The organism is Lentzea miocenica, from assembly GCF_033949945.1.
Lineage (GTDB): Bacteria > Actinomycetota > Actinomycetes > Mycobacteriales > Pseudonocardiaceae > Lentzea > Lentzea miocenica.
In genome coordinates, this window is sequence record NZ_JAXAVW010000006.1 from 126,698 (window position 1) to 149,609 (window position 22,912).

22 protein-coding genes are annotated in these 22,912 nt (G+C 70.1%); 14 read left to right on the forward strand and 8 right to left on the reverse strand.

Going from position 1 to position 22,912, the window contains the following annotated elements:
• The first annotated feature begins 69 nt into the window (after positions 1-69).
• Both SK803_RS09380 and SK803_RS09385 read left to right on the forward strand, forming a co-directional pair.
• Positions 70-1,146 carry an agmatine deiminase family protein gene (locus tag SK803_RS09380; protein ID WP_319965431.1) on the forward strand — a complete coding sequence of 359 codons (1,077 nt, stop codon included), beginning with the start codon at positions 70-72 and terminating at the stop codon, positions 1,144-1,146.
• An 8-nt stretch (positions 1,147-1,154) separates the two neighbouring features.
• Positions 1,155-1,700, forward strand: a complete 546-nt coding sequence (locus SK803_RS09385) for a TetR/AcrR family transcriptional regulator (RefSeq protein ID WP_319965432.1) — start codon at positions 1,155-1,157, stop codon at positions 1,698-1,700.
• Here the strand turns inward: SK803_RS09385 and SK803_RS09390 are convergent.
• The 3 genes from SK803_RS09390 to SK803_RS09400 form a co-directional block, all read right to left on the reverse strand.
• Positions 1,697-2,461, reverse strand: coding sequence for an alpha/beta fold hydrolase (locus SK803_RS09390; protein WP_319965433.1), 765 nt, complete (start codon positions 2,459-2,461; stop codon positions 1,697-1,699). The two genes, SK803_RS09385 and SK803_RS09390, sit on opposite strands and share 4 nt — an antisense overlap.
• A gap of 82 nt (positions 2,462-2,543) precedes the next feature.
• Positions 2,544-2,993, reverse strand: a complete 450-nt coding sequence (locus SK803_RS09395) for a hypothetical protein (protein ID WP_319965434.1) — start codon at positions 2,991-2,993, stop codon at positions 2,544-2,546.
• 106 nt (positions 2,994-3,099) lie between these two features.
• Complete coding sequence (locus SK803_RS09400; protein WP_319965435.1) at positions 3,100-3,648, reverse strand: TetR/AcrR family transcriptional regulator; 549 nt, start codon at positions 3,646-3,648, stop codon at positions 3,100-3,102.
• Between the two features lie 83 nt (positions 3,649-3,731).
• Between SK803_RS09400 and SK803_RS09405 the strand changes: the two genes are divergently transcribed.
• Positions 3,732-4,943: an FAD-dependent monooxygenase gene (locus tag SK803_RS09405; RefSeq protein ID WP_319965436.1), complete on the forward strand. Its 1,212-nt coding sequence runs from the start codon at positions 3,732-3,734 to the stop codon at positions 4,941-4,943.
• Between the two features lie 18 nt (positions 4,944-4,961).
• Here SK803_RS09405 and SK803_RS09410 read toward each other — a convergent pair whose 3' ends face one another.
• Positions 4,962-6,617 carry a M14 family metallopeptidase gene (locus SK803_RS09410; protein WP_319965437.1) on the reverse strand — a complete coding sequence of 552 codons (1,656 nt, stop codon included), beginning with the start codon at positions 6,615-6,617 and terminating at the stop codon, positions 4,962-4,964.
• Between the two features lie 227 nt (positions 6,618-6,844).
• Here SK803_RS09410 and SK803_RS09415 point away from each other — a divergent pair, with 227 nt between their 5' ends.
• From SK803_RS09415 to SK803_RS09425, 3 genes are read left to right on the forward strand one after another with little or no spacing between them, the layout of a single operon-like run.
• On the forward strand, positions 6,845-7,567 hold the full coding sequence (locus SK803_RS09415; protein WP_319965438.1) for a class I SAM-dependent methyltransferase: 723 nt from the start codon (positions 6,845-6,847) through the stop codon (positions 7,565-7,567).
• Entirely contained in the window at positions 7,560-8,180 is a 621-nt protein-coding gene (locus SK803_RS09420; protein ID WP_319965439.1) for a DinB family protein, read from the forward strand. Before SK803_RS09415 ends, SK803_RS09420 begins: the two co-directional genes overlap by 8 nt.
• Before the next feature lie 5 nt (positions 8,181-8,185).
• Positions 8,186-8,776: a DinB family protein gene (locus tag SK803_RS09425; RefSeq protein WP_319965440.1), complete on the forward strand. Its 591-nt coding sequence runs from the start codon at positions 8,186-8,188 to the stop codon at positions 8,774-8,776.
• 57 nt (positions 8,777-8,833) lie between these two features.
• On the opposite strand, the gene SK803_RS09430 is transcribed toward SK803_RS09425, so the two are convergent.
• Entirely contained in the window at positions 8,834-9,358 is a 525-nt protein-coding gene (locus SK803_RS09430) for a hypothetical protein (RefSeq protein ID WP_319965441.1), read from the reverse strand.
• 120 nt (positions 9,359-9,478) lie between these two features.
• Between SK803_RS09430 and SK803_RS09435 the strand changes: the two genes are divergently transcribed.
• From SK803_RS09435 to SK803_RS09445, 3 genes are all read left to right on the forward strand, one after another.
• A complete protein-coding gene (locus SK803_RS09435) occupies positions 9,479-10,447 on the forward strand; it encodes an ArsR family transcriptional regulator (RefSeq protein WP_319965442.1) in 969 nt (322 codons plus the stop codon).
• A gap of 67 nt (positions 10,448-10,514) precedes the next feature.
• Complete coding sequence (locus SK803_RS09440; RefSeq protein ID WP_319965443.1) at positions 10,515-11,090, forward strand: pyridoxamine 5'-phosphate oxidase family protein; 576 nt, start codon at positions 10,515-10,517, stop codon at positions 11,088-11,090.
• Positions 11,091-11,169: 79 nt separating this feature from the next.
• Positions 11,170-11,673, forward strand: a complete 504-nt coding sequence (locus tag SK803_RS09445) for a pyridoxamine 5'-phosphate oxidase family protein (RefSeq protein ID WP_319965608.1) — start codon at positions 11,170-11,172, stop codon at positions 11,671-11,673.
• Here the strand turns inward: SK803_RS09445 and SK803_RS09450 are convergent.
• Together SK803_RS09450 and SK803_RS09455 are read right to left on the reverse strand one after the other, a co-directional pair.
• Positions 11,650-12,936 (reverse strand): M20/M25/M40 family metallo-hydrolase, encoded by a 1,287-nt coding sequence (locus SK803_RS09450; RefSeq protein ID WP_319965444.1) that lies wholly within the window; start codon positions 12,934-12,936, stop codon positions 11,650-11,652. The genes SK803_RS09445 and SK803_RS09450 overlap by 24 nt on opposite strands.
• Before the next feature lie 152 nt (positions 12,937-13,088).
• The gene (locus SK803_RS09455; protein WP_319965445.1) at positions 13,089-13,916 is read right to left on the reverse strand and encodes a M55 family metallopeptidase; all 828 of its coding nucleotides are present in this window, start codon (positions 13,914-13,916) and stop codon (positions 13,089-13,091) included.
• Positions 13,917-13,961: 45 nt separating this feature from the next.
• Here SK803_RS09455 and SK803_RS09460 point away from each other — a divergent pair, with 45 nt between their 5' ends.
• The 5 genes from SK803_RS09460 (at position 13,962) to SK803_RS09480 (ending at position 20,186) form a co-directional block, all read left to right on the forward strand.
• Entirely contained in the window at positions 13,962-15,725 is a 1,764-nt protein-coding gene (locus tag SK803_RS09460) for an ABC transporter substrate-binding protein (RefSeq protein WP_319965446.1), read from the forward strand.
• Complete coding sequence (locus SK803_RS09465) at positions 15,726-16,676, forward strand: ABC transporter permease (RefSeq protein ID WP_319965447.1); 951 nt, start codon at positions 15,726-15,728, stop codon at positions 16,674-16,676. It abuts the gene before it with no gap.
• Between the two features lie 292 nt (positions 16,677-16,968).
• The gene (locus SK803_RS09470; protein ID WP_319965448.1) at positions 16,969-17,856 is read left to right on the forward strand and encodes an ABC transporter permease; all 888 of its coding nucleotides are present in this window, start codon (positions 16,969-16,971) and stop codon (positions 17,854-17,856) included.
• A 4-nt stretch (positions 17,857-17,860) separates the two neighbouring features.
• Positions 17,861-19,423, forward strand: coding sequence for an ABC transporter ATP-binding protein (locus SK803_RS09475; RefSeq protein ID WP_319965449.1), 1,563 nt, complete (start codon positions 17,861-17,863; stop codon positions 19,421-19,423).
• Position 19,424: 1 nt separating this feature from the next.
• The gene (locus tag SK803_RS09480) at positions 19,425-20,186 is read left to right on the forward strand and encodes a hypothetical protein (RefSeq protein ID WP_319965450.1); all 762 of its coding nucleotides are present in this window, start codon (positions 19,425-19,427) and stop codon (positions 20,184-20,186) included.
• On the opposite strand, the gene SK803_RS09485 is transcribed toward SK803_RS09480, so the two are convergent.
• Complete coding sequence (locus tag SK803_RS09485) at positions 20,107-22,875, reverse strand: ATP-binding protein (protein WP_319965451.1); 2,769 nt, start codon at positions 22,873-22,875, stop codon at positions 20,107-20,109. The genes SK803_RS09480 and SK803_RS09485 overlap by 80 nt on opposite strands.
• Positions 22,876-22,912 lie beyond the last annotated feature (37 nt).

Consider the following 22,912-nt stretch of genomic DNA (forward strand, 5'->3'; position numbering starts at 1 on the left):
GCAGCGCAGCAATGGGCTGACCAGCTGGAACGGTTTGACTGAAATTTCAGTCAGGGTTACCGTGGCGCCATGAACCGGCGAACTTTCGTGCAGTCGGCGGCAGCAGCCATGAGCGGTCTGATCGCCGGCTGCGGGGACGACACCGGCGGCAGGACGTGGCTGATGCCCGAGGAGGGCGAGCCGCACGCGCGGACGTGGATGGCGTTCGTGGCCGACGAGCGGATCTGGGGCCGTGACCTCGCGCCGCGGGTGCGGCGGGATCTGGCGGCGATCGCGACCACGATCGCCCGGTTCGAGCCGGTGTCGATGCTGGTGCGGGCCGAGGACCTGGAGGCGGCCGAGAAGCTGACCGGTCCTGGTGTGGAGCTGGTGGCCGCGGAGCTCGACGACCTGTGGATGCGCGACACCGGGCCGGTGTTCGTGCGCGGTGCGGCGGTGGACTTCAACTTCAACGGCTGGGGCGGCAAGCAGGGGCATCGGCGGGACGCGAAGGTCGCGGGGTTCGTGGCCGGGCGTGCGGGCGTTGAGCGGGTGCGGACGGATCTGGTGCTCGAAGGTGGTGCGCTGGAGGTCGACGGTGAGGGCACGGCGATCATCACCGAGAGCTGTGTGCTCAACGGCAACCGCAATCGGGGCTGGACGAAGCCCGATGTCGAGGAGGAGCTGGGGCGGCTGCTCGGGATCCGGAAGGTGATCTGGCTGCCGGGCATCGCGGGGAAGGACATCACCGACGGGCACACGGACTTCTACGCCCGGTTCGCCGGTGCCGGTGTGGTGGTGGCGGGGCTGGACAACGATCCCGAGTCGTTCGACTACGACGTGACGCGTCGTCACCTGGAGATCCTCAAGACGGCGACGGACGCGGACGGCCGGGCGTTGCGGGTCGAGGTGCTCGAGGCGCCGTCGACGGTGCGGGTGCCGGATCCCGACTTCGCCGGTGGGTACGTGAACTTCTACGTGTGCAACGGTGCGGTGATCGGGCCGGAGTTCGGTGACGCTCGGGCGGACGCGGCGGCGAAGTCGACGTTGGAACGGTTGTTTCCCGGCCGTACGGTGGTGCAGATCAACATCGACGGCATCGCGTCGGGTGGTGGCGGCATCCACTGCACCACCCAGCAGGAACCAGGCCGGCAGCAACCCAGGTGAGGACGGACGTGTCGGAGCGCAGGACCCAGATGCTCGAGGCCGCGGTGCGGGTGATCGCGCAGGACGGTGTGCGCGGGTTGCGCGTCGAGAAGCTCGCGGCCGAGGCCGGGGTGTCCACGGCGTTGATCTACTACCACTTCAAGGACCGCGCCGGGATTCTGCGGGCGGCGCTGGAGCACGTGAACCACCGCGCGCAGACCTACACGTCCGGCGTGGTGCCGGACGATCCGCGGGAGCAGGTCGAGCAGATGCTGCTGGGCGAGCTGCAGGACACCGAGCACGTGCGGGAGACCAGCGTGGCGTGGGGTGAGCTGCGGGCCAGCGCGGCGTTCCACGAGGAGCTGCGGTCGACGTTGCTGACAGCAACGGACGCCTGGAACGCCGACGTCGAAACCCTTGTCCGCCAAGCGAATCCGGACGTGGACGCGGCGGCCGCCGCGGAGCGTCTCACCGCGCTGGTCGAAGGCTTGAGCGAGCGCTGGCACAGCGGCTCGCTGACGTTGGAACGGGCGCGTGAGCTGCTGTCCGGCGCGATCGAGCGCGAGCTGGGCTAGACCGACAGGCGCTGCTGGGCGACGGCGCGTGCGAAGCCCTCGACGTTGTCGATCATGATGTTGTGGCCGGTGTTCGGCACGGAGATGACCTGGACGCCGGCGGCGGTGAGCTCGCGGGCGCCACGCGGCGGGGCTTCCTCGGGGTGCAGGAAGACGCGCGGGATCTCGAGTTCCAGCAACAGCTTCCGCATGGTCGGCGAGGTGCCGCGCACGAGGTCGACGGCGCTGCGGTAGAGGGCTTCGCGGCCGGCCATGCGCATGGTGGCGGCCCAGTGCGGACCGACGTCGCGCAGGACGCGGTCGAAGCCGTGGGACAGGAAGTCGGCCTCACCGTAGGCGGCGATGCCCCGGCTGCCGGGCGCGCCGAGCGAGGGCGAGGCGGGGTCGACGTGCGGGTCGACGAGCACGAGCGAGCGCACCATCTCGGGATGCCGCGCGGCGAGCACGATGGCGACGGCGCCGCCCATGCTGTGACCGATGATCTCGCTGCGCCGCAGGCCGATCTTGGCCAGCGCCACCGCCAGCGCGTCGGCGTGGCCCTCCAGCGAGTAGGCGAACCCGGTCGGGCGGTCGCTGATGCCGAACCCGAGCATGTCCATCATGAGGCTGCGGCGCCCGGCGAGCAGCGGATGCGCGACCGCCTCGGCGTAGTACGGCGCGGACGACGCGCCGAGGCCGTGCAGGTACACGCGGGCGGGCGAGGCACCCGGCACTTCCACCCAGCGGATCCGGACCCCAGGTCTGATCTCGACGGCGCGCATGTCTCTCCCCGCGTGTAATTCGGTTGCCGGACCCTACCCCGCGCCCAGGTCAACTGAGAGTGGTTTTGAGAGCCGATTCTCATCAGTCGATCAGCCGTGCCGACAGCACTGCGAACAACAGCGTCACGGCGGTGAAGGCGAAGGTGTAGCCGAATCCTATGGCGGCGTGCAGCGGCCGTGACCGCGCTCCCTCGCACAGCCGCAGCTGCCAGTACGCGGCGCCCAGGCCGAAGATCAGCCACGGCACGACGACCAGCGCTTCCGTTGGGCCGCCGAGGACGCCGCCGACCACGAACGGCGTGGCAGCGGTCAGGACCCCGGTGCCGGCGGCGATCGCCCGCGGCCTGGTCGTGGGCTCGCCGGAGATGCGGGTGGCCGCCGCGGCGGTGGCGAGCAGCGCGGCGGTGATCAGGAGGCCGAGCAGCCACACGCGTTCGTCGGTGGGAGCCGTGATCGGGATCAGGGCGACCGCGATGAGCAGCACGACGGCCGTGGGTGTCAGCGGCAGCACCCAGGCGTGGCGGAGGGTCACCCGCGTGATGGTCGTCCACGCGGGCGTTGATCGGGAGAGGCCGAACGGTCTATGGCAGCGCACCACACACACGGCGCTGGCCGGGTTCCCCCAATTTCGATTCTGGTCAGCGGGTCTGACGGTCCAGGCCGAGCGCGGCGCTCGCGGCCGTCACCGTTGCGGCGCGCAGTTCGTCGAACGGCGCGTCGGGGAACTGCATGGTGCAGTCCTGCATGCCGCCGAACGCCAGCACGGCGCGTGCCTGCTGTTCCAGCGTGGGGTTGGGGCCGAACACGAGGTGGGTGAGGCGGGCGCGCCAGGCGAGCACGACGTCGATCAGGCCCAGTTCGGCGAGCGTGGTCAGTTCGGAGAGCAGCAGCAGCACGTCGGCGCGGTGGCGGTGGTGGAAGTCGAAGAAGCCCTCGATGAGTTCGAGGGGCGCCACGTCGTCGCGTTCCTCCATGCGGGCGAGGAAGGTCTCGCCGTCGTCGAGCAGTGGGGTGACGATGCTGCGGATCAGGTCGTCGCGTGAGGCGAAGTGGTAGTAGAGCGCGGGTTTGGTGATGCCGAGGCGGTCGGCGATCTCCTGCAGGCTGGTCTGCTGCACGCCCTTGGTGGCGAACAGTTCCCGCGCGGTCTGCATGATCCGCTTCTTGGTGTCGGACGGTCTGGCCACGGCCGAATCTTACTTAACAGTCGGTAAATCTGGGTGTAGGCTCGCCGGAGTGGCTTACCGACCGTTAAGTAAGGGGGTTTGACGTGCGGATTCTCGTTTCCGGGGCGAGCATCGCGGGTCCGGTGCTGGCGTACTGGCTCACGCGGTACGGGCATCAGGTGACGGTGGTCGAGCGGTCGCCGGTGCTGCGCAAGACCGGTGGGCACGCGGTGGACCTGTTCAAGCCGGCGATGGACATCTCGGAGCGGATGGGCGTGCTGCCGCGGATCGAGGCGTTGGCGACCGGGACCACGCGGCTGAAGTTCCTGCGCGAGGGGACGCGCAAGCCGATCAGCGGTGATGTCACGAAGATCTTCGCGGCCGCGTCGGACCGGCACGTCGAGGTCATGCGCGACGACCTGAGCGAGATCTACTACGACGCCACGCGTGAGGACGTCGAGTACGTGTTCGGCGACTCGATCACGTCCGTCGACGACGACGGGGCGGTCACTTTCGAGGTGGGCGCGCCGCGGCGGTTCGACCTGGTCATCGGGGCGGACGGGTTGCATTCGAACGTGCGGCGGCTGGTGTTCGGGGAGGTCGCGAAGACGTTCGCGGGCGCGTATCTGGCGGTGTTGTCGGTGCCGCGGGAGCTGGGCGTGCCGGGGGCGATGAGCGGGCACATCGGGCCCGGGCGCAGTGCGCAGGTGTACGGGGCACAGCACATCGACGACGCGCGGGCGGTGTTCCTGTTCCGCTCAGCCGAGCTCGAGTACCACCACCGGGACGTGGTGCGGCAGAAGCAGCTGCTCCGGGAGGCGTTCGCCGGGCTCCACCCCGAGGTCGACGAGTGGATGCGCTACCTCGACGAGGACCGGGTGTTCTACTTCGACTCGATCACCCAGCTGACCACCGACACGTGGTCGCGCGGGCGGGTGGCGCTGGTGGGCGACGCCGCGTACTGCCCTGGTCCGGCGATCGGCGGCAGCACGAGCCTCGCCGTGCTGGGCGCGTACGTGCTGGCCGGCGAGTTGTCACAGGGGTCGGACCACGAGGCGGCGTTCGCGCGCTACGAGAGCGAGATGCGTGATCTGGTGCACGCCAGCAGGGCGTTCGCGCTGGGCGTGGCGAAGACGCTGATCCCGTCGTCGCGTGCGGGTGTGACGGCTCTGGTGCGCGGCATGCAACTGGTGACGTCGTTGCCGTCGTGGCTGGTGCGGCCGCTGGCCAAGCTCAACTCGAAGGGCATCCGGCTGCACGACTCGATGCGCGTCAAGGACTACGAGCGTCAGGGCGCCGGCGTTCCGGCGCCCTGACGGCTCATCTCAGACGGTTCAGAACTGCAGGCTCCACTTGTCGAGGAACCCGGTGTCCTGGGCCGCGTTGTCGTTGACCCGCAGCTGCCAGCCGCCGTTGGCGACCTCGCTGGAGGCGTTGACGGTGTAGGTGGTGTTGATGTTGTCCGTGCCGCCGCCGGTGCGGTTGTGCAGGACGTAGACGGTGCCGTCCGGCGCGACCAGGTCGACCTTCAGGTCGCCCTGGTAGGTGTGCTTGATGTCCACCGCGACCTTGAGGGTGGCCGGGGCGTTGCCGGTCACCTCGGACACCGTGATCGGCGAGTTGATCGTGCTGTTGTCGCTGATCGTGAAGTTCGCGGCGTTCTCGAAGTACTTGCCCGGCGGCTGGGTCACGCCGCAGTACTGCTGTTCCTTGCCGATGGCCTCGTACGGGCAGTCGGCGCGCTCCAGCAGTTGCAGCACGGCCTCCTTGTTGCGGGAGGTCTGGGCCGGGATGACCTCGTCGGGCGGGTAGAAGCCGCCGCCGCCCGAGCTGCCGGGGTACATCTCGAAGGTGTAGGCGAAGACGCCCTGCGCGCCCCACAGCCAGTCGGGGATCGACCCGTCGGTGATGTACAGGTCGCTGGACTGCTCGGGCGTGTAGCCGTTGCTCTGCGCCATGGACTGGCCGATGGTCGCGAACGTGTCGCGCTGGTCCTGGGTCAGGCCGGGCGCGATGTCGTCGTAGGTCCAGCCCCACGGCCACAGGATGAGCTGGCTGTAGGTGTGGAAGTCGATCGACGAGGTGATCTGCTGCTTGCCACCGACGTTGCGGCCGCGCACGAAGTCGGCCACGACCTTCACCTCGGGCGCGGACTCCGCGCTCGGCCCGCGGTAGGTGTCAGAGCCGGTGCTGCCAGACGAACCGCCGCAGCAGCCCCACTTGTAGCCCCAGTTGCGGTTGAGGTCGGTGCCGACGTTGGCCGATCCGGCGTTGGGCTGCCGGTTCTTGCGCCACGACCGGTAGCTGCCGGTCGCGATGTCGTACTCGCCGCCGTCGGGGTTGACGTCCGGGATGACCCAGATCTCGCGGGTGTTCACGAGGTCCGTGAGCCGCGCTTCGGAGCCGTACTTGGTCGTGAACTCCTTGATCGTGTACAGCGCCATCTCGACGGTGAGGTGCTCACGGGCGTGCTGGTGGTGCGTGAACAGCACCTCCGGCTCGTTCTCGTCGACGCCGACGTTGTCGCTGATCTTGAGCGCGATGATGTCGCGGTTCTCGTACGACTTGCCGATGACCTGCTTGCTCAGGATGTTCGGGTAGGCCGCGACCGCGGCGTTGATCTCGGCGGTCATCTCGGCGTAGTTGTGGTAGTTCGAGTCCGCGGCGGGGAAGTCGAACGGCCCGATCTCGGAGTTCGCCTCCATCCGCTTGGGCAGCTCGGCGACCTCGAAGCCCTGGGCCCTGAGGCTCTTCACCTCGCGCTCGGTCGCGGTGATCACGACGATGCCGTGCTCCTCGACCGAGTCGATGGCGGCACCGGACTTGGCGACCTTGGTGCGCTGTTCAGCGGTGCGAACGTTGCTGACCTGGTAGTTCGTCGTCGTTTCCTGAGCGCCGGGAGCAGCGCCGGTGGGCACGCCTCCCATGGCGAACACGACGCTCGCGGCGACGGTGACCCCGATCAGGGGTCTGAGATGGCTCTTTCGCATGCAGGGCAACCCTTTCGTACCACGGCAGGGACATGGCTCCGCAATGTTTAGTCCGTGTGAAGGCCCACTGTCATCCCGCCATCCGTATGGGTTTACCTGGTGGGACCGCGAAGGTTTGTGATCGAACGTGCGCTTGGCCGTGCGTGAGCAAGACCCGCGAGGTGACGGTTACCTCAAATGACCGACTCGGCGTTCCGCTGGGCCGGAGGTAACGGTTACCTGGTGGGATGACGCGCTACGACGCTGTGGAGGCCGCCTCGTACCGGGTGGCCCGGGAGATTTCGCTGGTGGGGTTGTCGTCGTGGCGGGAGGCGGTGGCGCCGTACTTCGTGCCTGGTCGCACGGTGCTCGACCTGGGGGCGGGGACCGGGTTGTTCGTGCGGGCGTTCGCCGAGTGGTTCCCGGACGTGGAGGTCGTCGCGGTGGAGCCGTCGCCGGACATGCGCTCGGCGTCGGGGTTGCCGATGCTCGCCGGGGACGCGGCCTCGATTCCGTTGCCGGACGGGTCGGTGGACGTCGTGTGGATGTCCACGGTGGTGCACCACGTGGGGGATCTGGCGGCGGCCGGGGCGGAGTTGCGGCGGGTGCTGCGGCCGGGCGGAGTGGTGGTGTTGCGGTCGTTGTTCCGTGAGCGGCATGGCGGTGTCGGGTTGTTCCGGTTCTTCCCCGCTGCGGTGCGGGCGCTCGACGGGTTCCCGACCGTGGCCGAGGTGGCGGACGGGATGGGATTCGCGGTGCAGCGGCTGGAGCCGGTGCCGCAGGTGACGGCGGAGTCGTTGGCGGACAAGGCGCCGACGGTGCGGTGGGAGGCGGACACGGTGTTGCGGTCGCTGACCGCGGAGGAGTTCGAGCAGGGGCGGGCGCGGCTGCTGGCGGCTGCCGCGGTGGAGAGCGGGCCGGTGGTGGATCACCTGGATCTGCTGGTGCTCGGAAGTGCCGGTGGTGTCTGAGACGCTGTTTCTCGTGGATCTCATCGGCGAGAAGGCGTTGCTGCACCGGTTCCTGGAGGCGGCGCGGTCGGCGTTGCTGTGGAAGCTCGACGGGTTGCCGGAGTACGACGTGCGGCGCCCGGTGACGCCGACGGGCACGAACCTGCTGAGGCTGGTGAAGCACGCGGCCGGGGTGGAGCTGAACTACTTCGGCCGGGTGTTCGACCGGCCGTTCCCCGACCCTCCGCTGTGGTCGACCGCGGACGCCTCACCGGCCTCGGACATGTACGCGGAGCTGGAGGAGTCGCGTGCGTCCGTGGTGGATTTCTACGCGCGGGTGCGGGAGTTCGCCGACGCGACGATCGCGGCGTTGCCCGTGGACGCGCCGGGGCTGGTGACGTGGTGGTCGCCGGGGCGGCGTGAGGTGACGTTGCGGCAGGTGCTGGTGCAGGTGTCGATCGAGCTGCATCGGCATGCCGGCCACGCGGACGTGGTGCGGGAGCTGATCGACGGCGCGGCCGGCATGCAGGACGGCAACTCGAACATGCCCGCGGTGCCGGAGGCGTGGTGGGCCGGGCATCGCGCTCGTCTGGAGGAAATCGCCGTCGCCTCTGGCCGGGCTCTGGAAGGCTGATCGGCATGGCCTCAGATCCGAAAACCGACCTGCACCGCTACCTGAACGTGGCCAGGGCGACGGTGCGCTGGAAGCTCGACGGGTTGTCGGAGTACGACGTGCGCCGGCCGTTGACGCCGACGGGCACGAACCTGCTGGGCCTGGTCAAGCACCTGGCCACCACCGAGCAGGGGTACTTCGGCGGGTGCATGGGCCGTGAGTTCGGCGAGAAGCTGCCGTGGGTGGAGCAGATCGAGAACGACACCGACCCGAACGCGGACATGTTCGCCACCGCGGAGGAGTCGCGTGAGGAGATCCTGGCGCTGTACGAGCGTGTCACCGAGTTCGCGGACACGGTGATCGCGGAGCTGCCGCTGGACGCGCCGGGCGTGGTGCCGTGGTGGTCGGAGGAGCGCCGTTACGTGACGCTGCACGTGCTGCTGGTGCACATGATCGCGGAGACGAACCGGCACGCCGGGCACATGGACATCCTGCGCGAGGGCCTCGACGGCGAGGCGGGGTTGCGGGAGAACGTGTCGAACCTGCCGGACCAGGACTGGCCTGCCTACCGGGCACGGGTGGAGCAGGCGGCGCGGGAGGCGTCGGGCCAGGCGTGAGCGGGTGTGTGCCGGGACGGCCCCCTCGCCGTCCCGGCACACCGTCGGGTGGAGCTGTCAGCAGCTCACCGGGATCGTCTTGCTCTGCCTGGTGATCCGGCTGGAGCTCAGGGCCGGGATGTTGATGGCGGCGGCGGCGGTGACCGAGTTGGCGTTGGGCTTGATGTTGCACACCGTGGAGCGCGTCACGGCGGTGCCGTAACAGGCGGCGTAGCGGTTGGCCGACAGGCCGCTGTCGGTGCAGCCGTCATCGGCGACCTGGGCCGACGTGGCGGGCCCCGCCCACAGGTTGATCTTCGTGGCGCTCATCTGGAAGCCGGTGTTGCCGAGGTTCCACACGACCAGCACGGCCTTGTAGACCGGCTCGACGCCGTTGTGGGAGTTGATCACGCAGACGTCGATCGCGCCCTTCGGTGAGGACGGCGGGAAGTAGTTCTCGGTGCAGTGCCAGTTGCCCGGGTAGGGGTAGGTCGGTGACACCACCCAGCCACGCACGGCCGCCGAGGCGGGCTGGGCCAGCGACAGCAGCAGACTCGATGCCAGTGCGGCGGCAACGGCGCCTGCTTTCTTGTGCCGAATCATCAAATTCCCCTCGCTTGCGGTGATGTCCGCCCCCTCGGCCGACCCGCACAGTTCAGCGCAGCGGCCCGGGACCGGCGAAAGGATTTGAAACAGTTCGAATCGTTGCTAGCTTCCGGGGTCATGATCACGCTGCGCGTGGACGCGGACACAGTCGCCAGGGTCCGGTTCTCGTTCTCGCCGGCGAACGAGGTGATGTCCTGGCTCAAGATCGCCGCGACCGGCCGCCGGCACCCTGTTTTCGGTGATCCCGGCCCCTCGGCACGCTCCGCGCTGACCCATCCCGACGTGGCCCTGCTGGCCGGGCTGATCCCGCCGTCCGGGGCGACCTACGTGCCGGACTTCGTGACGCCGCAGCCCGGTCGCGCCACCCGCCCCGCGGAACTGCTCGACGAACAAATCGCCGCCGTGGAAGCCACCGGTCAGGACGTGCTCGAATTCCAGCTCGGTGAGGCGATCGACCTGACCTGGGGCCGGTGCGCGCCCGTTCCGATTCGCCGGGCGCTGGAATCGGGAACAATGCCGAAACGGCTCGCTTCGGGCCTGTTCCGGCTCTGGACGCACTCACTGGCCGAGGTGTGGCCGACGCTGCAGTCGGTGATCGACCAGGACATCGCCGCGCGGGTGACGACGCTGCGGACGCACGGCCTGGCGCGCCTGCTCAACACCGCCCATCCGAAGCTGACCTGGACCGGCGGCGCGATCGTGCTCGACTCGGCCTTCACCGGCGAGCACGACTTCTCCGGCCGCGACCTGGTGCTCGCGCCGAGCGTGCTGTCCTGGCCCGACCTGCTCGTGCAGGGCCCCGACGACGCGGTCCTCTACCTTCCCCCGCACCAGGTCGGCACCGGATCACCCCGGCACGGCAGGGACCTGGGAGCGGTGATCGGGGACGCCCGCGCGCTGCTGCTCGCCGAACTCGAGCAGGCCCGCTCGACCACGGACCTCGCGCGGCGGCTCGGCTACACCCCGGGAACGATCTCCTACCACCTCAGCGCGATGCACCGCGTCGGCCTGGTCACCAAGCACCGCGACGGCCGGTACGTGCTCTACAAGCGGACCCCGCAGTCCTGCGCGCTGCTGCCGGACTAGTGCGTGCTCGCTCACGACCTGGGAAGTCCGCTGACAGGCATGGGCGCGACGATCAATACTGCTGAGCATGGGTAAGGAATACGAGCGCATCGAGCCGCGGCTGTGGGAGTTCATCGAGAACCAGAAGGTGTTCTTCGTGGCCAGCGCTCCGCTCGCGGGCGACGGTCACGTGAACCTGTCACCCAAGGGCAGGCAGGGCACGCTGCGGATCCTCGACGACCGCACGATCGCCTACCTCGACTTCGGTGGCAGCCACGCCGAGACGATCGCGCATCTGCGGGAGAACGGCCGCATCACGTTGATGTGGTGTGCGTTCGACGGTCCGCCGAACATCGTGCGCGTGCACGGCCGTGGTGAGCCGGTGTTCCGCGACGACCCGCGTTTCGCTGACCTCGTCGAGGGGTTCGGCGAGGCGGACGGGCCGGCGTTGCGGGCGGTGGTCGTGGTGACGGCGGAGCTGATCAGCGACACGTGCGGGTTCGCGGTGCCGTTCATGGACTACCGCTCGGAACGGACGCTGCACGCGGACTACTTCGGCCGCAAGACCGACGAGGAGTTCCGCGAGTACACCGACAAGAAGAACTACAACAAGGCGAGCATCGACGGTCTGCCCGCGGTTCCGCTGCCGTTGCCGCCCCGCTGAGAAATCTCGCCGAAATCCTTCGGCGGCCGTGTCGAGAACGTCGTGGCGGCTCCGTCCCCGGGGCATGACGACGAAGCAGATGCGGCAGAACGAGATCACCGAGGTGCTGGGCCGGCCGCTGAGCCAGGAGCTGCTGGCCCGCGACCTGACGAGGCTGGCGTACGTGGCCAAGGACGGCACGCCGCGTTCGATCCCGATCGCGTTTCACTGGAACGGCGATCAGCTCGTCCTGTGCACCTCGAAGAACGCGCCGAAGTTGCACTCGCTGAAGGCGAACCCGGTGGTGGCGCTGACGATCGACACCGAGGTCCACCCGCCGAAGATCCTGCTGATCCGCGGCACGGCCGAGCTCGACCACACCGACGGCATCCCGTTCGAGTACCTGCAGATGAACGGCAGCTACGAGATGACGGCGGAGCAGCGGGTGGTGTGGGAGCGCGAGGTCCGTTCGCTCTACGCCGACGGCATGGTCCGGATCGTGGTCACGCCGACGTGGGCGAAGCTGATCGACTTCGAGACGACCCTGCCCAGCCCGGTGCGGGAGCTGGTGGAGCAGCGGTCAGCTCGACAGGAAACGGTCTAGGACGCGGACGCCGAACTCGAGGCCCGCGACCGGGACGCGTTCGTCCACGCCGTGGGCCATGGAGCGGTAGTCGAAATCGGCGGGCAGCAGCAACGGCGAGAAGCCGTAGCACTGGATGCCGAGCTGGCTGAAGGCCTTCGCGTCGGTGCCGCCACCCAGGCAGTACGGCACGACGACGCCGGACGGGTCCTCGTCGCGCAGCGCCTCGGCCATCGACGCGAACCACGCCGTGTCCACCGGCGCCTCGACCGGCGGCTGGTGTTCGAGGAACTCGCGGGTCACGCCGTCCTCGAGCAACGAGTCGATGGTCGTGACGAGCTCGTCGACGGTGCCGGGCAGCGTCCGCACGTCGAGCTGCGCGGTCGCGGTGCCGGGGATGACGTTGACCTTGTACCCGGCCTGCACCATCGTCGGCGTGGTCGAGCACCGCACGGTGTTCTCCACCAGCTTCGCCGCGGGCCCGAGCCGGGCGATCGTGCTGTCGACGTCGTCCAGGTCGACCTCGACCCCCAGCGCCTTGCCCGCGCCCACCAGGAACGCCTCCACCGTCGGCGTGAGACGGACGGGGTGCTCATGCGCGGCGATCCGGGCCAGTGACGTGACCAGGGCGGTCACCGCGTTCTGCGGATTGCGCCGCGACCCGTGCCCGGCGCGGCCGACGGCGGTGAGCTTCATGTGCGAGGTGCCGCGCTCAGCCGTCCCGACGGGGTAGAGCCGGGTGCCCTCGACGTCGAAGGAAAACGCGCCGGACTCGCTGATCGCCGCCTCGACCCCGGCGAAGTACCCGGCGTGGTGCTCGACGAGCCAGTGCGCGCCGTACTTGCCCTGGTCCTCCTCGTCGGCGACGAACGCCAGCACCACGTCCCGGCGCGGCCGGCGCCCCTCGGTGTGCCAGCGGTTGACCACGGCGAGCGTCATCGCGGCCATGTCCTTCATGTCCACCGCGCCGCGCCCGCACACGAACCCGTCGCGGATCTCCCCGGCGAACGGGTCGAAGCTCCACTCGGCGGGGTCGGCGGGCACGACGTCGAGGTGCGACTGGACCAGCACGGCGGGCAGCGCGGGGTCGGTGCCGTGGATGCGCGCGAGGACGTTGGTGCGCCGTGGTGCCGGTTCGAGCAACGTGGGCGGCACGCCGTTGTCCTGCAGGATCGCGGCGACGTGCTCGGCGGCGTCACGCTCGCCCGCGCTGTCGCCGCCTCCGCGGTTGGTCGTGTCGAAGCGGATGAGCCGCGCGCACAGCTGCGCCACGTCCAGCGTCATGAGGCCCACCGTATCCGGACGTGTCACGTGGAATCCTCACCGCCCCGCCCAGGTCGTGGAGCGAGCCGCGCGCACGGCCTGGGCGGGGCGCCGAGATCGCCATCGACCTGCGCGGGCCCGGTCGTGCCTGCCCGGCATTCCGGCGCACCCGTTCAGCCGTAGATGCCCTCGATCGCCCCGGCCGCGACGTGCGTGACGATCTTGAACGCCTTCATCGCCTCCGTCATCGACACGGCGTCGAACCCGACGCGCCGCTCGCCGATCAGTTCCACGGTCGGCACGACCGCCGCGGCGTCCGCGAGGTGCGTGGCGTCGAACTCGACCTCGATCCGATGCGCGGACACGACACCGCCGGAACATCCGGCGGAGGCCATCGCGGCGGTGGCCGCTTCGGTGATCCGCGAACAGGCCACGGCGGGTGGCAGGCACACGGCCGCATACCGCGACACGCACTCCTTCACCGCGACCAACCGGGCGCCGGGCGCGTAGTCCGCGGCATCGGCACAGGTCAGGTCGTCACCGGTGACCAGCAGCACGGGCACGCCGTGTTCGGCGGCCAGCGCGGCGTTGAGGCGTCCCTCGGAGGCGTGCACGCCGTCGAGCCACACGCCGGTGATGGAGTTCTCGAGGTAGGTGTGCGCGAGCACGCCGGGAGAGCCCGCGCCGGTGTGGTAGCCGAGGAAGACGACACCGTCCACGCCGGAGTCGACGCCCTGCATCATCGACAGCGGTTTGTGCCGGCCGGTGAGCAGGCGCGCCGAGGTGTGGAGGTCTTCGAGCAGCAGGTTGCGCTGGGAGGAATGCGCTTCGTTGACGAGCACGTCGCCCGCGCCGCCCGCGACCAGGCCCGCGACGCAGGCGTTGACGTCTCCGGTGAAGAGGCGCCGCATCCGTTGCCACTGCTCCGTACCGGGAACGACGTCCCCGGTCCAGGTGACTCCGGTGGCGCCTTCCATGTCCGCCGAGATCATGATCCGCACATCTCGGTAACGTAGCGGTGGGCTGCTGGGGAAGAGGGGTATTTCGTGCGGGTGAAGGTGTGCGCGTTGCTTGCAATAGCAACGACACTGGGGCTGTCGGCACCTCCGGCGACGGCCCAGGAGCAGGCGCCGGCGATCCTCAAGGTCGCGATCGTGCAGCAGATCGACACGTTGAACCCGTTCCTCGCGGTGTTCCAGTCGAGCACCGAGATCGGCCGGTTGATGTACGACTCGCTCACGGCGTACGCGGCGGACGACCAGCGGGTCACCGAGGGCCTCGCGAACAGATGGGAACCCTCGCCTGACAAGCTCACCTGGACGTTCACCGTCCCCGAGGGCAAGAAGTGGTCGGACGGGCAGCCGATCACGGCGCACGACGTCGCGTTCACCTACAACCTGATGCTGACCACCGACGTCGCGCGCACTGCGAACGGCGGCTTCGTCACCAACTTCGAGTCGGTCACCGCGCCCGACGACAAGACCGTGGTGATCAGGACGAAGGCGCCCCAGGTGACGATGCTGGCGCTGGACATCCCGATCGTGCCCAAGCACGTGTGGGAGAAGGTCCCCAGCATCAAGGACTACACCAACGAGCAGATGCCGGTCGTGGGCTCCGGCCCGTTCGTGCTGACCGAGCACGTGGCCGGGCAGTTCATCAAGCTCAGGACCAACACGAACTACTGGCGCGGCGCGGCGAAGTTCGACGAGCTGCACTTCGTGTACTTCCAGAACTCCGACGCCGCGGTGCAGGCGCTAGCGAAGGGCGAGGTCGACCTGGTCAACCGGATGGCACCGGCCCAGTTCGACTCCCTCGACGGCAAGCCCGGTGTGGCGCGCAACAAGGCGCAGGGCCGCCGGTTCACCGAGCTGCTGATCAACCCCGGCGCGCAGACCAGGACCGGGGAACCGGTCGGTGACGGCAGCCCGGCGTTGAAGGACGTGCGGGTGCGGCGCGCCATCGCGCAGGCCATCGACCTGGACTCGCTGGTGAAGCGGGTGAACCTCGGCTACGCGGAGAAGGGTGCAGGGCTGGTGCCGCCGGTGTTCGACAAGTGGCACTGGCAGCCCGGCGAGTCCGAGCAGCGCAAGTTCGACCCCGCCGCCGCCAACACCGCCCTCGACGCCGCGGGCTTCCCCCGCAAGGCCGACGGCACGCGCTTCCCGCTGAGGTTGATCGGCCGCGCGGGCCGGGCCTATGACGAGCAGGCGTCGGAGTACCTGAAGCGGTCGATGAACGACATCGGCATCCCGCTGGACGTGCGGCTGGTGTCGGACAACCAGCTCAACGAGGCGACCACGGCGGCGACCTACGACCTGGCGTTCTCGGGCTGGGCGACGAACGTGGACCCGGACTTCATCCTGGGCCTGCACACCTGCGGGCAACGGCCGGGCGCGGACGGCAAGGGCGGCACCACGGACGCCTACTTCTGCGACGAGACCTACGACAAGCTCTACGCGCAGCAGCTCTCGGAGTTCGACGAGGGCAAGCGGATCGAGATCGTGAAGCAGATGCAGGCGCGCTTCTACGACCAGGTGCCCGCGGTGGTGCTGGCGTACGAGAACGCGCTGGAGGGCTACCGGTCCGACCACTTCGCGAAGTTCACGACCCAGCCCGCGCAGGGCGGCGTGATCATGGCGCAGAACGGCATGTGGGGCTACTACGGCGCCGAACCCGCCGGGCGGGCCGCGCAGTCCTCGGGCAGCAAATGGCCGGGTCTGGTGCTGGGCGGCGCGGTGATCGCCGGTCTGGTGCTGGTGAGCGTGTTCTACGCGCGCCGGCGCAACGCCACGGCCGGGGAGCGCGAGTAGGTGCGCCTCGCCGGCCGGATCGGTGGTGCCGCGCTCAGCCTGGTGATGGTGGCGGTGCTGGGCTTCTTCCTGTTCCGGGTGGTGCCCGGCGACCCGGTCATCTCGATGACGCGCGGCCGGCCGACGACGGCGGCGATGCAGGCCGAACTGCGCACGCAGTTCGGCCTGGACCGTCCGCTGCACGAACAGTTCTGGAGCTACTTCACCTCGCTGCTGCAGGGCGATCTGGGGACGTCGTTCACGTTCCGGCGCCCGGTGGCCGACGTGATCCTGGAACGCCTGGGCCCGACGCTGCTGCTGGTCGGCACGTCGACGCTGATCGCCGTCGCGATCGGCCTGTGGCTGGGGATCAAGGCGGCGTGGCGGCGCGACTCGGCGTTCGACAAGGCCACGACCGGGGTGTCGCTGACGCTGTGGGCGGTGCCGACGTTCTGGCTCGGCATGCTGCTGATGATGGCGACGGGCGACCTGTTCCCGTCGCGGGGCATGCGCGACACCGACACGGCACCGGACTTCGTCTCACAGGCCCTGGACGTCGGCCATCACCTGGTGCTGCCGTCGGTCACGCTGGTCGCGGTGGTGTGCGCGGAGTACGTGCTGGTGATGCGGTCGTCGTTGCTGGAGGAGATGCACGCCCCGTACCTGACGACGGCGCGGGCGAAGGGCCTGCGCGACGACCTGGTGCGCCGCCGCCACGCCGTGCCGAACGCGGTGCTGCCGGCGATCACGCTGGTGTTCCTGCGGTTCGGGCTGGTGGTGGCGGGGGCGATCACGACGGAGACGGTGTTCTCCTGGCCGGGACTGGGGTTGCTGTTCTACGACGCGCTGACCGGCCCGGACTACTTCCTGCTGCAGGGGCTGCTGGTGGTGACGGCGGGCGCGGTCGTGGTGATGAACCTGCTGGCCGACCTGCTGCACGGGGTCCTGGATCCACGGGTGAAGGTCGTATGAGCGGGCTCAGTGCACACGGCGCTGGCGGGACGGGTTGCGGTGGCGGCGAGACGGGTTGCTGGGGCGCTGCCGGGCCGGGCGCGGCTGATCGTGGTGGCGGCGTGATCGGGCGGCCGGGCCGACCGCAGTGCAACGGTGATGGCGGGATGCGCGGGTTCACGGCACACCGGCCTGGCCCAGGCGGCTCTTCGTCGCGCGGTGTCGGCGGTACGGACAGGAGCGGCGCACCGAGGTCGCAGCGGCGCGGCTGGATCGGCAGTGGCTGGATCGGCAGCGGCGGGGCGGTGGCGGCATGAGCATGTTCAGCACGCGGTGGTCCGGCCCGAGCCGTCGCTCCGGTCGTGGCGACGGCGGCCTGGACCGGTTTCTCGCGCAGCGGGCTGGGGTGGCGGGCGCGGTGGTGCTGGCAGTGGCCGCGGTCGTCGCGGTGATCGCGCCGCTGTTGATCCCCGCGGACGCGCTGGACGTCACGCGGGTGACCGACGCGCCGTGGCAGGCGCCGGGCGCGGGACACTGGCTGGGGACCGACCACACCGGGCGGTCGGTGGCGTTGCTGGTGGTGGAGGGCGCGGGGACGTCGTTGTTCGTCGGGCTGACCGCGGCCGTGCTGGCGGTGGGCATCGGCACGCTCGTCGGGATCGTGAGCGGGCATTTCGGTGGGCTGGCGGCGGGCGCGTTGTTGCGGGTGACGGACTTCTTCCTGGTGTTGCCGGCGTTGGTGCTGGCGATCGCGTTGTCGACGGTGCTGCCGCGCGGGCTGGGCACGATCGTGCTGGCGATCGGGTTGACGAGCTGGCCGTCGACGGCGCGGATGGTGCGGGCGCAGACGCTGACGATCGAGGCGCGGCCCTTCGTGGAGCGCGCGCGGGCGTTGGGTGGCGGGCACGGGCATGTGATCGGGCGGCACGTGTTGCCGTCGGTGGTGCCGCTGGTGCTGGTGAACGCGACGCTGGCGGTGGCGTCGGCGATCGTGGCGGAGTCGACGCTGGCGTTTCTCGGGCTGGGTGATCCGACGCGGATCTCGTGGGGCGCGATGTTGCACCAGGCGCAGCTGCACGGGGCGGTGCCGCAGCGGGCGTGGTGGTTCCTGTTGCCGCCCGGGCTCGCGATCGTGGTGGTGGTGCTGGCGTTCACGCTCGTCGGGCGTGCGCTCGAAGCAGTTGTGACGCCGAAGAGGTAACGCGATGCTGGAATTGAAGAACCTCTCCGTCCACTACGGACCCAAGCGCGTCGTGAACGACGTGAACCTGCTGCTGGCTCCCGGTCAGACGCTCGGGCTGGCGGGCGAGTCGGGGTCGGGCAAGTCGACGGTGGCCATGTCGGTGCTGCGGTTGCTGCCCAGGACCGCGCAGGTGCACGGCGAGATCCTGCTCGACGGCGACGACGTGCGGACGATGTCGTGGGGTGCGTTGCGGGCGGTGCGGTGGGCGTCGGCGTCGATCGTGTTCCAGGGCGCGATGCACTCGCTCAACCCCGTGCAGCGCGTCGGTGACCAGATCGCCGAGCCGATGCGGCTGCACGGCACGCCGGGCGGTGTCCGGGAGTTGCTGGAGCAGGTCGAGCTGCCACTGGACAAGGCGCGGGCGTATCCGCACGAGCTGTCGGGCGGGCAGAAGCAGCGGGTGATGATCGCGATGGCGCTGGCGTGCGGGCCGCGGCTGGTCATCGCGGACGAGCCGACGACGGCGCTGGACGTGGTCGTGCAGGCCCAGGTGCTGGGGTTGATGAAACGTCTGGTGGCCGAGCAGGACCTCGGGTTGATGATGATCAGCCACGACCTGTCGGTGCTCGCGGAGACGTGTGACGACCTGGCGGTGATGCATCGCGGGGAGCTGGTCGAGCGGGGCAGGACGCGGGAGGTGATCGCGAACCCGCGACACCCGCACACGGCGGCGTTGACGGCGGCGTTCCCGGTGATCGGCGACCCGGCGCACCGCTGGACCCAACCGACAGATCAACAGCCGGCAGACCATCAGCCTGCGGCCCCCGACGCCGGCACGCGGCCGCTGCTCGAGGTGCGGGACCTGACGGTGGACTACGGCCGGACGCGCGCGGTCGACGGGGTGGACCTGACGATCGGGCGCGGCGAGATCGTGGCGCTGGTCGGGCAGTCCGGCTCCGGCAAAACGACACTGGCTCGTACCATAATGGGGCTGCGGAAACCGTCCTCCGGTCGGGTGATCTTCGACGGTGCCGAGGTGCCCCGCGACGGCAAGGGACTCAAGGCCTTCCGCCGCCAGGTGCAGCTGGTCCTGCAGGACCCCGCGAGCGCCCTCAACCCCCGTCACACCGTGCACGACGCGGTCGCAGAGGGTCTGCGGGTCCACGGCATTCCTGGCGATGAGGAATCCCTGGTCACGGCCGCTGTGGAACGTGCGGAGCTGCGTCCGGCGAACCTGTATCTGGAGTCCCTGCCGCACGAGCTGTCCGGGGGTCAGCAGCAGCGGGTGGTGATCGCCGGCGCACTGGTGCTGGAACCCCGCCTGCTGGTGGCCGACGAACCGGTCGCCTCGCTCGACGCCTCGGTGCGCGGGGAGGTCGTGGCGCTGCTGCTCCGGTTGCGGCGTGAGCTGGGCCTTGCTTCATTGATCATCACGCACGACCTCGGACTGGCGTGGCAGATCGCCGATCGGGTCGCGGTGATGCATCAGGGGAAGATCGTGGAACAAGGCTCGGTGGAACAAGTGCTGCTCAACCCCTCTCACGACTACACCCGCGCCCTGGTGCGCGCGGTGCCTCAGGTCTGAGGTGATCCCGATCGAACACGCCCGCCTGCGGGCTTCGCTGACGCCTGCCGAAATCGGGCGGGGCGGGGCCGACGGCTGGGTCGACGTGGACGAGGTGCCGACGCTGGCCTGGCTGGCGTGGAACGACCTGGGCCGCCCGCCGGGAGTCCTGGGCGAACTCGCCGAGGCCAGCGAACCGGAGCACGTGCTCGCGCTGTGCCGGATCCTGGCCTCGACCTCACGCGCGGACACCGCGGCGGTGTGGCGCTACTTGGCGGCGGACTGGGAACGCACGGGGGAGCGGTCCGACGGCAGGCAGCGTTTCCTGCTGGACAGGGCGATGCGTGGGGATGGCATGGACTGGCGCAGCTACTCGGCGTTGATGGGCACCGACCGGCCGGAGGAGGTCGACGCGGCGTTCGACCGCGGCGAGGACATGGTCGGCATCTCGGTCATCGGCCTGGCGATGTCCTATCCGGACCCGTGGGTGACGCTGCATCGTGTCGCACGCGCGTTGGACCACAACCGCATCGAGGTCCGCCAGCACGGCGCCACGGCCCTCGCGCACGTGGCCCGGATGCACGGGGTGGTGTCACGGGAGTGCCTTGAGGTGCTGCGCCGCCACCCCAACGACGTGGCCGAGGACGACCTGTGGACGTTCATCGCCCACCACCGGCTGCCTCCGTGGCTGTGGTGGCGGCGGATCAGGTCCCGGCTAGGGCGGCGAGTTCCGCGCGCACGGCGCTCTCGGTTACTCGGTTGCGCTGTCCCACTGCCCGCGTGAGCGCTTCGTCGAAGTGCCGGCGAGCCTGACCGAGGTCGCCTTCCGCACCGGCGATGCGGCCGCGTTCGAGCGCGATGTGGCAGCGCATCTCGTCCGGCCCGTACCAGCCGCCGGGACACAGTTCCCACGCCCGCTCGCACTCGTCCCACGCGACACCGAAGTCCCCCTCCAGGCGGGCGAGTTCGGCCAGGCCGACGTGGCAGTTGGCCTCCACGAGCGGCGCACCGGCACGGCGGGCGACGACGAGCGCCTCGGCGTAGTCGGCCCGCGCCCCGGCCGGGTCCCCGTCGTGCAGCCGCGCCCTGGCACGGTTGACGATGACCTCGGCGGAGTCCTCGGTCGCACCGAGCTCCTCCAGCAGACCGCGGGCGCGTTCGATGTGCGTCAGCGCGGCCCGTGTGTCGCCCGCCGCGAGCGCGAGTTCGGCGAGCTGGTTGACCGCGAGCGCCAGGCCCCACCGATCACCCACCCGTTCGAACCCCTCGGCGCCCCGGCCCAACAGCTCCATCGCCCGAGCGGGATCGGCCTGCTGCCAGGCCACCAGGCCTTCGCCCAGGAGCGACAGCGCGCTGGTCCACGGGTCGGTGCCGACGAGCCGGTGCCGGCGGTGCCAGGACTGCGACTCCGTCTCCGGAGCCCCCAGCGCCATGCCCCACATCATCGTCAGGATCGGGAACCGGGGCGGTCCGTCCAGCTCGGCCATCAGCGCGTCGGCCTGGCGTTGCCGCGCGGACTGGTCACCGGTCGCCACCGGCCACGCGATGAGCAGGCACATCGCGTACTCCTGCGCGCGTCCTGCCGGCGGGATCTCGCCGCACGCGTGCAGCACGGCGTCGGCCTGCCGGGCGGCCTCGGTGCGCAGACCCCGGAACCAGTAGTAGGTCGCGAGCGCGGCGACGAGCTCCAGCGCGAGATCGACGTCGTGGGAGGTGGCCCAGGCGACGGCGGCGGTGAGGTTGTCGTGGTCGGCACCGAGCGCGTGCAGCCACTGGATCTGCTCGCGCGCGCGCAGGTGCGGCTCGGCGTCCTGAGCACGGGCGAGGAACCAGCGGGCATGCCGCTCCCGCAGATCCGGCGCGTGCCCCGCGCAGAACGCGCGGATGGTGTCGAGCATCCGGTACCGGTCCTCGACGACCTCGACGAGTGACTTGTCCACCAACGAGGACAGAGTGTCCACATCGGACGGAGCGTTGCTCGAACCCGCGTTGTTCGAACCTGCGTTGTTCGAACCTGCGATGTCCGTGACGGCGTCGAGTCCGGCGCCACCGGAGAACACGGTGAACCGCGCGGCGAGGTCGCGTTCGGCATCGGTGAGCAGGTCCCAGCTCCACTCGACGACGGCGTGCAGCGTGCGGTGCCGGGGCGCGGCGGTGCGGCTGCCGCGAGACAGCAACCGGAACCGGTCGTCGAGCCGCGCGGCGATCTCCCCGATCGGCAACGACCGCACCCGCGCCGCGGCGAGTTCGATGGCCAGCGCGATCCCGTCCAGCCGCCGGCACACGTCCGCGATGACGTCCTGATCCGCGGAGAACCCCGGCTTCACGGCCTGCGCGCGGTCCCGGAACAGCCGGACGGCGGCCTCGGAGTCCAGCGCCGCGACCGGGCTCAGCGTCTCACCGGTGATGCCCAGCGGTTCCCGGCTCGTCGCGAGCACCCGCACGTCGGGGCAGGCGGCGAGAATCCCGCCGAGCACCCGCGCGGCCTCGTCGATCACGTGCTCGCAGTTGTCGACGACCAGCAACACCTCGCGCGCCGACAACGCCGCCCGCAGCCGTTGCTCCACGCTCACCGGCCCCGCCGACAGCAGCCCGGCCTCACGCACCCCGACACCGTCGAGCAACGCGCGGGCGACATCGGTGGTGGCGCTGAGGTCGATGAACGCCACCTCGCCGGGTTCGAGGTGGGCGACCTCGACGGCGAGGCGGGTCTTGCCGGTACCGCCCGGCCCGATGAGCGTGACCAGCCGGTTGTCCCGCAGCCACTTGGTGACGCGGCGCAGGTCCTCGTCACGTCCGACGAAGCTGGTCAGCTGCGCGGGCACACCTCGATGCGGCGACGCGGCCCGCAACACCTCCAGGTGTGCGGCGGCCAGGTCAGGGGAGGGGTCGACCCCGAGTTCCTCGGCCAGCAGTGCCCGCCCGGCCGCGAACACCTCGAGAGCCTCGGTCTGCCGCCCGTCCCGGTGCAGGCAACGCACCAGCGCCGCCCGGACGTCCTCCCGCAGCGGGTGCTCGGAAAGCAACCCCTGGAGGTCGTTTTGGGTCCCACCGGAAAGTGCGCATTTGATGAACACTTCTGTCAGCCGCTGCCGCGCGACCTGCGCGAACGGCGCTTCGACGTCGGCCAGAGCGGGGCCACGCCACAGCCGCAGAGCCTCGGCCGCGCGGCCGGCGTCGAGCAGCTCCAGACACAGCAGCAGGTCCACCTCGGACGGTGACGCGACCAGCCGATATCCCGCCGGGTGGTGCTCGATCACCAGCCAGGGGACGGTCTTGCGCAGCCGGGAGATCTGCGACTGCAGGGCATTCGCCGCACCCGCGGGCGGCGCGGCGTACAAGCCGCCGATCAGCTGGTCGTGCCCCACGATCCGCCCCGCGTCCAGCGCGAGCATCGCCAGCAGCGCGCGCTGACGGGGCGCCGCGACCTCCACGCCGTCGACCAGCACCGGACCGAGCACCCCGAACCTCACAGGACGTGATTCTTCCCGAGTCACAAGATCCACGAGG

What these genes read in the sequence shown, in the direction of transcription:
- SK803_RS09380 (WP_319965431.1), top strand. Translation starts at nt 70, where the DNA reads ATGAACCGGCGAACTTTCGTGCAGTCGGCGGCAGCAGCCATGAGCGGT.
- SK803_RS09390 (WP_319965433.1), bottom strand. Translation starts at nt 2,461, where the DNA reads ATGCGCGCCGTCGAGATCAGACCTGGGGTCCGGATCCGCTGGGTGGAA.
- SK803_RS09410 (WP_319965437.1), bottom strand. Translation starts at nt 6,617, where the DNA reads ATGCGAAAGAGCCATCTCAGACCCCTGATCGGGGTCACCGTCGCCGCG.
- SK803_RS09415 (WP_319965438.1), top strand. Translation starts at nt 6,845, where the DNA reads ATGACGCGCTACGACGCTGTGGAGGCCGCCTCGTACCGGGTGGCCCGG.
- SK803_RS09425 (WP_319965440.1), top strand. Translation starts at nt 8,186, where the DNA reads ATGGCCTCAGATCCGAAAACCGACCTGCACCGCTACCTGAACGTGGCC.
- SK803_RS09430 (WP_319965441.1), bottom strand. Translation starts at nt 9,358, where the DNA reads ATGATTCGGCACAAGAAAGCAGGCGCCGTTGCCGCCGCACTGGCATCG.
- SK803_RS09435 (WP_319965442.1), top strand. Translation starts at nt 9,479, where the DNA reads ATGATCACGCTGCGCGTGGACGCGGACACAGTCGCCAGGGTCCGGTTC.
- SK803_RS09440 (WP_319965443.1), top strand. Translation starts at nt 10,515, where the DNA reads ATGGGTAAGGAATACGAGCGCATCGAGCCGCGGCTGTGGGAGTTCATC.
- SK803_RS09445 (WP_319965608.1), top strand. Translation starts at nt 11,170, where the DNA reads ATGCGGCAGAACGAGATCACCGAGGTGCTGGGCCGGCCGCTGAGCCAG.
- SK803_RS09450 (WP_319965444.1), bottom strand. Translation starts at nt 12,936, where the DNA reads ATGACGCTGGACGTGGCGCAGCTGTGCGCGCGGCTCATCCGCTTCGAC.
- SK803_RS09470 (WP_319965448.1), top strand. Translation starts at nt 16,969, where the DNA reads ATGAGCATGTTCAGCACGCGGTGGTCCGGCCCGAGCCGTCGCTCCGGT.
- SK803_RS09475 (WP_319965449.1), top strand. Translation starts at nt 17,861, where the DNA reads ATGCTGGAATTGAAGAACCTCTCCGTCCACTACGGACCCAAGCGCGTC.